The 13402-nt window shown below is 38.6% G+C and carries 11 protein-coding genes; 7 read left to right on the plus strand and 4 right to left on the minus strand.

The genetic code is table 11. The annotated features are described in order from the left end of the window. The first annotated feature begins 105 nt into the window (after nt 1-105). Nucleotides 106-1401, plus strand: a complete 1296-nt coding sequence (locus ACZ5L8_RS02495; protein ID WP_464439523.1) for an NAD(P)/FAD-dependent oxidoreductase — start codon at nt 106-108, stop codon at nt 1399-1401. Here ACZ5L8_RS02495 and ACZ5L8_RS02500 read toward each other — a convergent pair. The 3 genes from ACZ5L8_RS02500 to ACZ5L8_RS02510 form a co-directional block, all read right to left on the minus strand. Next, nucleotides 1389-2510, minus strand: a complete 1122-nt coding sequence (locus tag ACZ5L8_RS02500) for an adenylate/guanylate cyclase domain-containing protein (RefSeq protein ID WP_464439525.1) — start codon at nt 2508-2510, stop codon at nt 1389-1391. The genes ACZ5L8_RS02495 and ACZ5L8_RS02500 overlap by 13 nt on opposite strands. A 61-nt stretch (nt 2511-2571) precedes the next feature. Next, nucleotides 2572-2988 (minus strand): DUF1801 domain-containing protein, encoded by a 417-nt coding sequence (locus ACZ5L8_RS02505; protein WP_462599048.1) that lies wholly within the window; start codon nt 2986-2988, stop codon nt 2572-2574. Nucleotide 2989: 1 nt separating this feature from the next. Then, on the minus strand, nt 2990-3592 hold the full coding sequence (locus tag ACZ5L8_RS02510; RefSeq protein ID WP_464439526.1) for a YdeI/OmpD-associated family protein: 603 nt from the start codon (nt 3590-3592) through the stop codon (nt 2990-2992). Between the two features lie 439 nt (nt 3593-4031). On the opposite strand from ACZ5L8_RS02510, the gene ACZ5L8_RS02515 reads away from it, so the two are divergent. Genes ACZ5L8_RS02515 through ACZ5L8_RS02530 form a run of 4 tightly spaced genes read left to right on the plus strand, consistent with a single transcriptional unit; the run spans nt 4032 to nt 9254 of the window. Further along, nucleotides 4032-4532: a hypothetical protein gene (locus tag ACZ5L8_RS02515; protein WP_464439528.1), complete on the plus strand. Its 501-nt coding sequence runs from the start codon at nt 4032-4034 to the stop codon at nt 4530-4532. A gap of 29 nt (nt 4533-4561) precedes the next feature. After that, nucleotides 4562-5104 (plus strand): phage tail protein, encoded by a 543-nt coding sequence (locus ACZ5L8_RS02520; protein WP_464439530.1) that lies wholly within the window; start codon nt 4562-4564, stop codon nt 5102-5104. A gap of 3 nt (nt 5105-5107) precedes the next feature. Next, nucleotides 5108-9046 (plus strand): T9SS type A sorting domain-containing protein, encoded by a 3939-nt coding sequence (locus ACZ5L8_RS02525; RefSeq protein WP_464439532.1) that lies wholly within the window; start codon nt 5108-5110, stop codon nt 9044-9046. Between the two features lie 7 nt (nt 9047-9053). Then, nucleotides 9054-9254, plus strand: coding sequence for a hypothetical protein (locus tag ACZ5L8_RS02530; RefSeq protein WP_464439534.1), 201 nt, complete (start codon nt 9054-9056; stop codon nt 9252-9254). Between the two features lie 173 nt (nt 9255-9427). On the opposite strand, the gene ACZ5L8_RS02535 is transcribed toward ACZ5L8_RS02530, so the two are convergent. After that, nucleotides 9428-10120, minus strand: a complete 693-nt coding sequence (locus ACZ5L8_RS02535; RefSeq protein WP_464439535.1) for an arylesterase — start codon at nt 10118-10120, stop codon at nt 9428-9430. Nucleotides 10121-10186: 66 nt separating this feature from the next. On the opposite strand from ACZ5L8_RS02535, the gene ACZ5L8_RS02540 reads away from it, so the two are divergent. After that, complete coding sequence (locus tag ACZ5L8_RS02540) at nt 10187-10867, plus strand: ABC transporter ATP-binding protein (protein WP_464439537.1); 681 nt, start codon at nt 10187-10189, stop codon at nt 10865-10867. Further along, entirely contained in the window at nt 10868-13402 is a 2535-nt protein-coding gene (locus ACZ5L8_RS02545) for an ABC transporter permease (RefSeq protein WP_464439539.1), read from the plus strand.

The raw sequence follows: 13402 nt of genomic DNA on the forward strand, positions 1-13402 counted from the left end.
ATAAGTATGATAAAAGTAAAATATGTTACAATTGTGATGATAAAATTATGATAAAGATTTCGGGTACGTATAGCTGTGGCGTACCTTTACTACAAATGCTTAGTCATGAATATTCCAGATACTAATCTACCCAGAATAGTAATAATAGGAGGCGGTTTTGCAGGTATGAATCTCGCAAAAAAATTGATAAAAGCTCCTTATCAAACCGTTCTCATCGATAAAAGAAACTTCCACACTTTTCAACCACTTTTATATCAGGTTTCTACCTCGGGTCTTGAGCCAGATTCTATCGCATATCCTTTGCGAAAGATCATTAAAAAAGGTAAAACCATGCACTTTAGAATGGCCGAAGTTCATCGTATAGACACCGCTGCTAAAGAGGTGATCATGGATATCGGGAATTTGCATTATGACTATCTCGTGCTTGCCACTGGGACTAAGACTAATTTCTTTGGTAACGAAAGCATAGAAGAAAATGCCGTGTGGATGAAAAGTTTGCCGCAGGCATTGAACATTAGAAGTCTAATGTTTGAAAATCTTGAGAAAGCAAACAGAACAGAAGACCACCGTGAGCGCAAAAAATTACTCCGTTTTGTAATCGCTGGTGCTGGTCCTACTGGTGTAGAATTATCTGGTGCTCTGGCTGAACTAAGAGCGCATGTTCTGCAAAAGGATTATCCAGACATGAATACAGATGAAATTGAGATCCACCTTCTAGAAGGCGTTGATAAAGTTCTTCCGCCTTTCGGCAAAAAGTCTCAACAGCAGGCCCAGAAGTTTCTTGAAAAAATGGGAGTTCAGATCCATCTCAACACCATGGTGCAGAGTTATGAGAATCAAGTTGTAAAAACAAAAGACGGCCCTGATTTTGAAACGGCGACTTTTATCTGGTCTGCCGGTGTAACCGGAGCAAAAGTTGACGGCTTTGAAGCAAGCGCTTTAATTGAAAAATTAAATAGATATAAAGTAGACCGCTTTAATAGAGTAAACGGATTTCAAGACGTTTTTGCCATAGGCGATATCGCGTATATGGAAACTGAAAAATTCCCTAAAGGTCATCCACAAGTTGCTCAACCCGCAATACAACAAGGTAAACAACTTGCCGAAAATCTAAAGCTGCTCGCAAAAGAGAAGCCTATGAAACCTTTTGAGTATTTTGATAAAGGTAACATGGCAACCGTGGGAAGAAACAAAGCCGTTGTAGATATTAAAAAGCTACATTTTGGTGGATTTATAGCTTGGTTTATATGGATGTTCATTCACCTTTGGTTTCTTGTAGGATTTAGAAACCGTCTGGTAACCTTCGCAAACTGGGTGTACAGCTATTGGAATTATGACAAAGCTGCTCGCCTTATTGTGCGACCATTTAAGAAGAACAAGATCATCGCTCAGGAAGATTGATCTTCACCTATCGAAAAGGTAAAAAGCTCAATATCTTCTGATTTCCCTTTGAGTTCGTAGTGGCCTAAACTGCGGGTTTTGATCTCTTTCGGAATGTATGGCATGGCGTTTTTATAATCGGCTGAGGCTAGAATATCTACGTCACAGTCATTACATTGCGACTGTATTCTGGCGGCAGTATTCAAGGTGTCGCCAGAAAATGCGATCTCTCTTTTTATAACACCCACTTCGCCTGCCATAACATTGCCTAGGTGAATGCCCACTTTAAAATCTGGCACCGCATAATACTGACTCAAATAGTAATGACCACGTTGTTTGATGATCTTTTTCATTTCAAAAAAGCAACGCAAAACATTGGTCTTATAAAGCCCTCGCTTTTCTTTCCAACTTACAACAACCTCATCGCCTACGTACTGGTAAATTTCACCACGAGTGAAAATAACAGCTGGCGTGATATCATTAAAAAAGTCTTTAAGAAAGTGAAAGTAACGCTCTTCGCCTATTTTTTCGGCGATTGTGGTTGCACTTCGTATATCGATAAACATAAAAACGCGGCGTTCCTTTTTTGGCCTGAAGTATTTGCCCAATAAGAAATCTGCAAAAACTCCGGGGCCGTATTTATCATTTACCATGAGCACGATTAAAGTTGAGATAACAATGATCAACCAAAGCGTGTAATACCGCCAAAACATCATCGTCCCGAAGAAATTCAAGATCTCTTCCCATAATCTGGGATTAAGCGGAGTAATATCTAATTCTGTGCCTCTTAAATATCCCACGCCCAGAATCGTTACAACAATAGCTGTGCCGGTATACGAGAGAAAAATATAAACCAGCGCCTTCCAATAAGGATTAGAGCGAAGCCAATTTTCCATAAGATTGATCGTGAAAAATCCGCCTAAAACTCCTGCAGAAATACCAACAATAAGATTTGCAGTAAACATGGAGTGAAAATCAAATCTCGAGGTAAGCGCATTATTTGAAACTAGCAATAAGAACTCATAAAAAAACATCACATTAGAGACAAGCACCCAAGCTAGCAGAATAAATATTCCGCGTCTTAGAAGTTGGCGTCTTCTGGGATGATTAAAAAATGGAAAATTATCCATGTAGTAAATTGGTATTTATGAGTGGTGAATGTAGTTTTTTGGCTGCAGCCAAAAGAATATTTTAATGATATTTATCTTTCATGTACTGCACAGATTCTGCGATGAGCGTTTTTAAAACCTCCTGATCTATATTTTCTAATTTGTTGATGTAAAGACAAGAAGCGCCCGTTCTATGCTTGCCTAATTTTTCTAAAAGCTCTGCATATCTTTTAAAACCAGGCATGATGTAAACCGATAGATTAGACTTGCGCGGAGCAAAGCCGGTAAGCAAAAAATCTCCCTCACGACCGCTATCGTATTTATAATGGTACTCGCCATAACCCACAATGCTTTCTCCCCACATCACCGCCGGTTCATCAAGAACTTCATTAAAGATCTCAAAAAGTTTCAGCCCATCTTCTCTGCGTTTTTCATTCTCTACGCTGTTTAAAAAATCAAGCACGCTGGCTGTTGTAGGTTTAGTTTTATTCTCTGCCATCTTAGCAATTTTTGTATTTATCGTGTAATCCTTTTCCTGATAGAATAAGCGGGATCACTTTTTCTAAACGAGAGATCCTAGTTTTTTCTTGTTTTGCACTGCCTATGTGTTCTGCATATTCTTTTTGTCTGCCAGGCGTTAAGGCTTTAAATGCGGTGTTTAAAGAGTCATCTTCAGCCATTGCAGTTTTAAGTTCTGTGGGTAAGTCAGTTACTTTTTTTACAGGTTTAGCAGATTTGATCTCTCGTCCTTGCTTTTGGTTTTCTATGGCTTGCGCCAAAAGATCTCTCAGCACATTTTCATTTATAGGATTGTCGTCGTCATAACGCAACTGTCTAAGCGCCTTAGTTTTTCCTTCTTGTGCATTGTGCAGCGCGCCAGTTTTATCATCAAGCAAAGCTCCATTGAAAAACCAAACACCATAATGATGTTTGTGACTTCCCAATCCCAACACATTTTTACCATTTATGGTATAAACGGGTGAGTTCCATTTAAAGTCTTCTACAAGTGCTGTAGCAGAGACGATTTCGCGTAAGCGTAATAGCTCTTTTTTAAAGGTTTTTTCATTTTCAAAATAGGATTCTATCTTCTCTGATTTGCTCATTAACTGTGACTTTAAATTCAATAAATGTACGGGAAAAATTTAACTAAAAAATTAACTATGTCAAAAGATCAAGAATGTAAAACCGATTAAAAATTCACATACTTTAGTACTGTTTTAATACCATATATAATGGCAACAGATAAGTCTAAAAAACAGCCTAAGCAAGCTCCTAAAAAAGCTCCTGCTGCTCCTCAAAAGAAGAAGTAAGGTTGACGTGATGATCCATCAAGGATGGGTTGAAAAGCGTGAGAAAACCACTGCAATGTATAATTGTAGTGGTTTTTTTATTTCTTAAAAAAAATCAAAAAAAGGGTGAAAACCCCTATGTGGTTGGGGGATAATAAATTGTAGTTTTGAGGAAAACCGTAAAATGGATGAATGCTCATTTAATGGGCGTATACTGTTTACAAAAAAGGGTTAATAATAAAGTATCCAGCTTATGCAACAAAACGACTCTCGCCGCAAATTCATCGGCATTTTTGCTACATCTACTTTAGGACTAGGAATAGCACCATCAGTACTCGCTAAAGATGAAAAACCTAGCGTTGAGAATTCTTTTATAGACATTTCTTCTGGTCTTAAAGAGAAAATTACAATTAAAGGACGGGTACTCGACCGTATTTCTTTAGCTCCTTTATCTAATTGCGAACTAGAAATTACTCCTGCTAAAGGCTTTAGTTGGTTTTCAGCAAGTAAAGCGCAATTGAATACGGATGATATTGGTAATTATCGCCTAACCTTAGATGTTAATAAAAAGGAACGATCGTTTCTTATTTTCTCATTAAAACATGCCGGGCGAAGCTATACTACAAAGCTCACCTTGCTAAGTTCAGGCCCTCATATTGATCATGAGCATTGGGAAAAAAATCAAAAACTAGGAGCTGATCTTTTACCTAAGCAGGACGAGCAAGAAGTAATACAATTCAATTTAACTATATAACCAAATAACAACCAATCAAATTTTAAATTATGGAACCATTTCTAGGACAAATTATGGCTGTAGGATTCAATTTTGCACCACGCGGATGGGCACTTTGTAATGGCCAACTTTTAGCAATATCTCAAAATACAGCTCTTTTCTCACTTCTTGGTACAATGTATGGAGGTGATGGTAGAACGACTTTTGCTTTGCCTGATCTTCGAGGTAGGGCGCCGATTCATTATGGCACAGGGCCTGGTCTTTCTCCCCACGTGATAGGTCAGAAATCTGGTAGCGAGACTACAACAATAACAGTAGGTAATTTACCTTCTCACTCTCATACTTTTAATGTAGGAACCGCAGATGCTTCGCAAAATGATGCAACAATTGGTGCAATGCTTACAAGTCCCGTAATACCAGATGGTAGATCTGTTACGGATGTAAATGGATATGCTCCAGGTACACCCACAACCTCTTTAAATTCAGCTACAGTGGGTAATACAGGTAGTAGTTTACCTTTTAATAACATGCCGCCCTACATAGTTATAAACTATGTGATTGCTCTGCAAGGTATTTTTCCATCTCGAAACTAGTCTATGAAGCGAAAAATACTCTCTTGCTTCTCCTTATTCTGTTTTGTTTTTTTTGGCTACAGCCAAAACACTACAGAAACATTTGAGGGGGAAACCGATGAAGGAACTACATTTTCAGAAAATGGTTACAGTTTTTCACTAACAAACAGCTTGTTAGTAGAATATATAGGTCCGCCGGCTGCACCGCTTGGATCAGGTCTTTCAAGAACTTTTCTAGATAATTTTACTAACAAGGGAACTGGTAAATCATACTCCATAGACTTGAGCTCTGGAGCCTCAGAGTTTACCATGCATTCTTTAGAACTTTATATTACTAGTAACACAAGTAATTATATGCCATCAGGAAATGATGGTACGGTTACTTTTACTGGTAAAAACAATGGTTCTACTGTTTTTACTTATACGAAGAGTACGGGTTATTTAAATAATGATCTAGGTAGTAATAATGGGTATGTAACTGTAGATTTTTCTTCAGACCCATCTAGTGATCTTACTTCTTCTAATATAGATCAATTAGAAGTTACTCTAGGAGGAGCTTTTGCTTATATGGGGATTGATGATTTTGAATTTGGTCCTGCATATGTAGAGACAAATCCTCCTAGTGTAACTACTATAAGTGTTTTAAATAATCCTACAACAACAGCAACTAGCGTTCAGTTTTTGGTTGATTTTGATGAAAATGCTCTAAATGTAACTACTGATGATTTTGTTGTAGATGCCACGGGTAGCGTTACAGGGTCGATCACTGCTATATCTGGTTCAGGAAGTTTATATACTGTTACTGTATCTAGTGTAAGTGGAGAAGGAACTTTAAGTATAGATCTTAAATCAGGCAATGACATTGAGGATGCAGTAGGTAATTCACCGGCACCTGCTTTTACTTCTGGTGATACGCATACCGTAGGGAGATGTTTTGTAGAGACATTTGAAAGTTTTTCGGCAGGAGCCTCTAGTTTTACTAGTAATGGCGTTGACTTTGAGACAGGAACTTCAAATTTTGCTATTGAAAATCTTGCAGGGTCTGGATCTGGATCTTCAGATTATTTCTTGAGTAATTCATCAGATGCAGGAACAGGAAAATCATATAGCATTTCAACGGTTTCTTCAGATACATTTACAGTGTCAGATCTGTATGTTTATCTGTCTTCAAATGCTAGTGGATCTACTCCAACGAATGATGGTACTATAACCTTTGTAGGAAAACTAGCTGGTGTAACTGCATATACTTTTACCATAAGTAGCGGGTTTAATACATCTTTAAGTTCTAATGAAGGATTTAATCATATTGATTTTTCTACAGCACCAAGCGCTGATTACAGTGATATCAATGTTGATGAGATACAATTCACTTTAGGAGGAAGTTTTCAATATATAGCAGTAGATGATTTTCAGCATTGCTATCAGGTCCTAAGTTCAGATCCACCTTTAGTGCAGCAACTTGCTCTAGTGGGAGATCCTGAAGCTAGCGCAACGCAGGTTATCTATAGCTTAAGTTTTAATGAAGATGCGGTAAATGTTTCTTTAGATGATCTTGAACTAGTAACTACAGGGAGTGTAACTGCTAACCTAGCATCTCTGTCAGGCTCTGGTTCTTCTTATACTGTAACAGTTAATTCAATTACTGGTGAAGGTACCCTAAGAGTAAATCTAAAAAGCGGAACTGATATAGAGGACTTGTCAGGAAATAGTAATGTTAATCCGTATACAGGGGAGGAGCATATAGTTTCAGATTGTTACGTTGAAACCTTTGAAACAGTGACTGCTGGTCAAAATTCATTTACAAATACATCATTAAACTTTAGTACAAGCAGCGTGAATTTTTCTGTAGAAGAATTGCTAGCTGGTGGTGCAGGAGATTCTAATAGATTTTTGAGTAATATCAATGATCAAGGGACTGGTAAAATTTATTCGATAGATGTTTCTGATGATATATTAGTGAATTCATTAGCTCTTTATCTTTCTTCAGCAGCAGATGGAGGAGAAGATCCTACAGATGATGGTACTGTTACTATAAAAGGTAAATTAAATGGTAGTGAACTGTATAGCATAACTCCATCATCATACTTAACCACGTCTTCAGGCACTCAGAATGGTTTTATCACAGTAGATTTTGCTACAGATGGAGCTTCTGATTATAGCACAATACGTGTTGATGAAATTGAGGTAACTCTTTCAGGAAGTTTTATATATATAGCACTAGATAATTTACAGTTTTGTACATCTCAAGACTTTATATATGCAAGTGGTAGTTGGCTACCGCAAGCTCCTTCAGGAGTTGCTCTTCCTGAGGATAATATTGTAGTTCAGGACGGTACAGCTGTTCTCAATGATGATATTCAGATCAACGATATAACCGTTTCTTCTGGAGCTGCTTTAAATATAGGAGGTAGATTAACTCTTAATGGAAATATATCTAATAATGGGTCTTTTGTATTCTTAGACAATGCTACTAATACAGGTACTATTGCCGCAGTAGATCCTACATCTTCGATAAGTGGCGATATTACTGTACAGCAATATTTTGGGAATTCCCCATCATCACCATTTGAGCCACGTAGGGCATTTAGGTTTGTTTCTTCTGCAGTTACATCATCAACATCGATTAACGCAAATTGGCAGGAAGGAGCTACTAGTGCCTCTCAAGATCCTACACCTACTTACGGAGTTCATATAACGGGTTCATCAACAGGAGATAATGGTTTTGATGAGTCAGACACAGGAAATCCCTCATTATTTGATTATGATAATATTAATCAATCTTGGGGAGCTGTTTCTAACACAAATGCAAATATGATCATTGCCGGTAAAGCTTATAGGCTTTTTGTAAGAGGCGATAGATCTATATCTCTTGCAGATAACAATACAAATCCTACTGTTACAACCATTCGTAGTATTGGGACCATGCTTACAGGAGATCATGATATAACAGATTTGAGCAATGTAGCAAATGACTTTAATTTCTTTGGTAATCCATATCAAAGCATCGTAGATATGAGTACAGTTTTGGTAGCGTCTACAAACCTCAATGATGAGATGTATTACATTTGGGATCCATTCTTAAATACGAGAGGGGCATATGTTCTGCGTGATTTTGGAGCTACGGGAACAGCATCTGATGCATACCTAGAACCAGGAGTTGCAGGATTTGTTCAAACGCTGACAAATGCATCTACATCGCTTAATTTTTCTGAGAGCGATAAAGCAGCGCCAGTATTTACAAGAGCAAATGCTTCTCAACAAATTCAAACAGAGAATCTAGAGTTTAAGCTTTATACTTTTGATAAGAATGAGAGGATCTTAGCAGATATGGCTTTCGCCAAATATTATCAAGGAGGATCAAATGAAATTCTAGCCAATGATGGTTATAAGTTCAATAACCTTGATGAAACGATGGCCATATTGAGTGGAGATGCTTTACTAGCAAGTGAGAAAAGAGCACTTCCTCAAGAAGAAGAAGTTCTGCAGCTTAATATCTCAAAATATCGTAATCTAGATTATGAATTTGAAATAAAAGTTGGTCAGTTTGATCATCAAGTTACATTGATAGATGCGTATTTAAACTCTGAAATTGTTTTACAACCAGGAGTTAATACAATCAGTTTTAGTGTAGATCCTAATATTGAAGAAAGTAAAGCCGTAGATAGATTTAGCGTCAAATTTGGAAGTAGCTCACTAAGCATTGAAGATTTTAATTTAAATAATGCGATTGTTTACCCTAACCCTGTAACAGGTAATACTATTTCAGTTTATCTAAAATCTCAGAGTGAAGAGGTAAATGTTCAAGTGTTTGATCTAACTGGAAGAAAAATATTGGATAGCAGATTTAAGACTCAATCAAATAATAGAGTATTGATTGATAGACCTGCAGTGCAAAACGGAACGTATATGCTTAAAATAAGTGATAGTTCAAGTCAATCAACCTTCAAAATCATCTTAAACTAGTTATCCAATGAAAAACTCTAATATATATAAAACCTTATTTCTAACCCTAATTTTGTGTGTAATCACCCACCAACAAGGCTTTGCGCAGATAGGACCCGATCCTTTTGACACAGAAGTGTTGGATTCACCGATAGACGGTTTCCTTCTCTATGGTTTAATTGCCGGAGGATTAGTAGGATTGCGAAAAATTTTGGGGAGAAATAAATGATTTTAATAAATAATTCAGGGGTTTTCACCCGTTGTCAGAACTAAGCGTTAATATACTTTTACGCTCGTTGGGCAAAATTTGTTTTAATCAGCGCATTTTTAACGTAATGCGAGTTTAAGACTAGGGTTAAATCCCGATTTCAAATCTTAATCAAGGCCTTTTCCTTCGCTGGATTAGGCCTTAATTTTTGTCTTCAACACTTCCCAAACATTCTCAGCAACGATCTTTTGACCTTCAACTGTGGGATGTATTCCATCTCCTTGATTTAACTCTGGGATGCCAGCAACATCTTCCAGTAAAAACGGAATTAAAGCAACCTCATTTCTCTCAGCCAGTTCAGGGAAGATCGCTTTAAATTCGGTTGTATATTCTGGGCCCAGGTTTGGCGGGATTTGCATTCCTGCAAGAATAATTGTGGCTTCAGGATTTTTTTCTTTTACCACATCTATCATCGCCTGTAGATTCTCGCGAGTTTCATTCACGGGCACTCCGCGTAAACCATCATTTGCACCTAGCTCTAGCACAAAGATCTTCACATTAGGCTCAAGAACCCATTCTAGTCTATTTCTTCCGCCAGAGGTTGTTTCGCCGCTAAGGCCAGCATTCACCACATCATAATTCATATCTAAACTATCTAAACGCTGCTGTATCAATGCCGGGAAAGCGTCATTCGTATCCTCAAGACCGTAGCCTGCGGTAAGGCTGTCGCCAAAAAACAGAATAACATCGCCACCATCTTCATTTTTTTCTTCTTCGGCTGTAACAGAATCACTGGTTTGCTCGTCATTTTTCTGCGTGTTCTCTTTACATGCTGTAAGGAACACAGCGAGAAAACAACAAATTAAAAATGTGATTTTCGTCTTCATCTGGGCGTTTCTAGCAATCATTTTATATTTTGAATTTTTCCTGAAATTAATTTTAAAGTTACCACAATGTCCACAATTTTAGAGGTTAAAAGCCTGAGTAAAGGTTATGCGAGTGGTTCAGAGCAACTTACCGTGCTGCATGACATTAATTTTAACGTCGCTCAAGGCGAAATGTTCTCTATCGTGGGACCTTCAGGTAGTGGGAAGACCACGCTTCTGGGACTTTGTGCCGGCTTAGACCGCACAGACGATGGCGAGATCATCATTGATGGCACTTCTATAAATACCTTAACCGAAGATGAAAGAGCTTTGCTACGCAATCAAAAGATAGGCTTTGTATTTCAGAACTTTCAATTGTTGCCTACGCTCACAGCACTTGAAAATGTTGCGGTGCCTCTCGAACTTCAAGGAAATAAAAATGCCTCAAAGATTGCTCGTGAACTTTTAGAGAAAGTTGAGCTTGGTGATCGTTTTGATCATTATCCTAGCCAACTCTCAGGCGGTGAACAGCAACGCGTAGCTTTGGCAAGAGCCTTCTCAAACAATCCCACAATCCTTTTTGCAGATGAGCCTACAGGAAATCTAGACGCTGAGACAGGAGAAAAGATAGAGAAATTGCTTTTTGACCTTAATAAAGAAATGGGAACAACGCTTATAATTGTGACGCACGACCCAGAATTAGCTAAGAAAACAAACCGAATTCTCAATCTTAAAGGTGGCAGAATTGTAAACCTTCAAGAGGCGTAGATGAGTAAAGCAGGATTTTCTTGGTTAGTTAAAATGGCTTTGCGCGATGCGCGGGCGAGTAAAGGTAAATTGATGCTTTTTATGGCGTCAATCGTTCTGGGGATCGCAGCTGTAGTGAGTATTGATTCTTTTGGGGACACCCTTAAAGAAAATATCGCGTTACAGTCTAAATCGCTCATGGGGTCAGATTATATCATTGATAGCGACAAGCCGGTAAATGAGCGTGTGACGCAAATAATGGACTCGCTGGGTGGGGCAGAGGCACGAGAGATCAGTTTCCCGTCTATGGCTCTTTTTCCTAAAAATGAGGCGACAAAGCTAGTGCAAGTACGTGGGATGGAAGGTGGTTTTCCGTTTTATGGAGCTCTTGTTACTACGCCTTCCGCTGCCGCGAAAAGTTATCTTGCAAATGACGGTGCATTAGTAGATGCGACGGTGATGTTGCAACTAGGGCTTGAGGCTGGAGATAGTATAAAAGTTGGCGAAGTTACCTTGCCTATTTTAGGCGAATTAGAAGAAGTACCTGGGAGTTCATCTATGTTCAGTTCTATCGCTCCGCCGGTGATGATCCCATTAAAATACGTAGATCAAAGCGGACTCGTTCAGCGCGGAAGCCGTGTGGATTATAAATATTATTTTCTGGCTAAGCCAGATCAAGATATGCGTCAACTTGATGAAATCGTTGATCCTATTCTAGATAATGAGGAAGCCGATCTTGACACGCATGTTTCAACCAGCGAAAGGCTAGGAAGACGCTATGAGAATTTTGGTAGATTCTTAAATCTAGTTGCTTTTATCGCATTGCTTCTGGGCTGCGTTGGGATCGCAAGCGCGATCAATATTTATATAAAAGGTAAATTAAAAGACATCGCAATTTTAAAATGCCTTGGCACCACGCAAAAACAGACATTTCAAATCTATCTTATTCAGATCGCTATGATGGGCATCATAGGAGGATTGATAGGTTCTGCTCTAGGATTGGTTTTGCAGCAAGCTTTTCCATATTTGTTAGCTGAGTTTTTGCCTATTGACGTTGAGGTGACGCTTTCTTTTCAAAGTGTTTTTGTGGGTATAGTGCTAGGATTGTTGATGTCTGTTCTTTTTGGCTTACACCCATTGATCAGCACTTTATATATTTCGCCTTTGCAAGCACTTCGTGTGAAAGAACAGGCTTCTGTAAAAAGTAAACGCGCAACAACTTTCGTTTTATTAGGGATCGTCGCTTTTATCTTTTTGTTCAGTTTGTGGTTGCTAGAAGATCTAGAATATTCGCTGTATTTCACGTTAGGAATTATAGTTACATTCTTGATCCTAACGGGGATCGCTTCATTGTTTATCAAAATGATTCAGCGGTTTTTTCCTAAGAATTGGGGTTTTGTGGCTCGTCAAAGTCTTTTGAACTTATTCAGGCCGCAGAATCAAACGCTTATTTTAACGCTTGCAATTGGCGTGGGAACTTTTCTTATCAGCACGCTATATTTTACCAAGGATATGCTTTTGGCGCAAGCCTCATTAGACTCACAAGCAAACAGCCCAAATATTATTTTGCTAGACGTGCAACGCGATCAGATTGATGATGTTGCCGCTACTGTTGCAGATGAGAATCTGCCGGTTTTAAATGAGATCCCGATCGTGACCATGCGCGTGCAGGAGTTAAAAGGCAAATCTGTAAATGAGATAAGAAAGGACACCACAAATTCAATTCACCGCTGGATCTTAAATCATGAATTTAGGGTGACGTATCGCGATTCTTTGATAGAGAGTGAAAGTCTAGAAGAAGGCGAGTGGATCGCAACTTCTGATGGTGATGGCGTGATACCGGTGTCTGTGAGTCGTGATTTTGCGAATGACGCTCAAGTGGGAATAGGCGACAAGGTTGTTTTTAATGTGCAGGGCCGCCTCATGGAAACACAAGTGACAAGCATTCGTATGGTAGATTGGAGCCGTATGCAGCTTAATTTTTCTTTGGTTTTCCCAAAAGGTGTTTTGGAAAAAGCACCGCAATTTGGTGTAATCACTACAAAAGTGCCCAATTCAGAAGTCTCTGCCGACTTACAAAGAAAACTGGTTAGCGCATTTCCTAATCTTTCAATTTTAGATCTGCGACAAGTGCTTAGCGTTATCGAAGATATTTTGACCAAGATAAGCTACATCATCAATTTTATGGCGTTCTTCAGCATTCTCACAGGTATTATCGTTTTGCTAGGCGCCGTACGAACGAGCAAGTATCAACGTATAAAAGAGAGCGTGCTTTTGCGTACGCTTGGCGCGAAAAGTTCTCAAATACTTAAAATACTCGCATTAGAATATACCTATCTAGGAATATTAGGAGCGCTTACGGGAATTTTACTTTCACTTGTGGGAAGTTTGTTGCTGGCTTGGCTTGTTTTTGACAGTGCTTTTACACCATCGCTTTTTCCGTTTTTTGTATTGCTTCCGGCGATTGTGATCTTGGTATTGGCAATCGGGTTGAGTAACAGTTGGGAAGTTATTAAAAGTCCACCGTTGAAGGTCTTAAGAAAAGAAGTCGCATAA

The organism is Leeuwenhoekiella obamensis (assembly GCF_055391795.1).

Bases quoted from the DNA above. Each gene is read 5' to 3' on its own strand.
- ACZ5L8_RS02545 (WP_464439539.1), top strand. From the start codon at position 10,868: ATGAGTAAAGCAGGATTTTCTTGGTTAGTTAAAATGGCTTTGCGCGAT.
- ACZ5L8_RS02525 (WP_464439532.1), top strand. From the start codon at position 5,108: ATGAAGCGAAAAATACTCTCTTGCTTCTCCTTATTCTGTTTTGTTTTT.
- ACZ5L8_RS02540 (WP_464439537.1), top strand. From the start codon at position 10,187: ATGTCCACAATTTTAGAGGTTAAAAGCCTGAGTAAAGGTTATGCGAGT.
- ACZ5L8_RS02495 (WP_464439523.1), top strand. From the start codon at position 106: ATGAATATTCCAGATACTAATCTACCCAGAATAGTAATAATAGGAGGC.
- ACZ5L8_RS02515 (WP_464439528.1), top strand. From the start codon at position 4,032: ATGCAACAAAACGACTCTCGCCGCAAATTCATCGGCATTTTTGCTACA.
- ACZ5L8_RS02530 (WP_464439534.1), top strand. From the start codon at position 9,054: ATGAAAAACTCTAATATATATAAAACCTTATTTCTAACCCTAATTTTG.
- ACZ5L8_RS02500 (WP_464439525.1), bottom strand. From the start codon at position 2,510: ATGGATAATTTTCCATTTTTTAATCATCCCAGAAGACGCCAACTTCTA.
- ACZ5L8_RS02535 (WP_464439535.1), bottom strand. From the start codon at position 10,120: ATGAAGACGAAAATCACATTTTTAATTTGTTGTTTTCTCGCTGTGTTC.
- ACZ5L8_RS02510 (WP_464439526.1), bottom strand. From the start codon at position 3,592: ATGAGCAAATCAGAGAAGATAGAATCCTATTTTGAAAATGAAAAAACC.
- ACZ5L8_RS02505 (WP_462599048.1), bottom strand. From the start codon at position 2,988: ATGGCAGAGAATAAAACTAAACCTACAACAGCCAGCGTGCTTGATTTT.
- ACZ5L8_RS02520 (WP_464439530.1), top strand. From the start codon at position 4,562: ATGGAACCATTTCTAGGACAAATTATGGCTGTAGGATTCAATTTTGCA.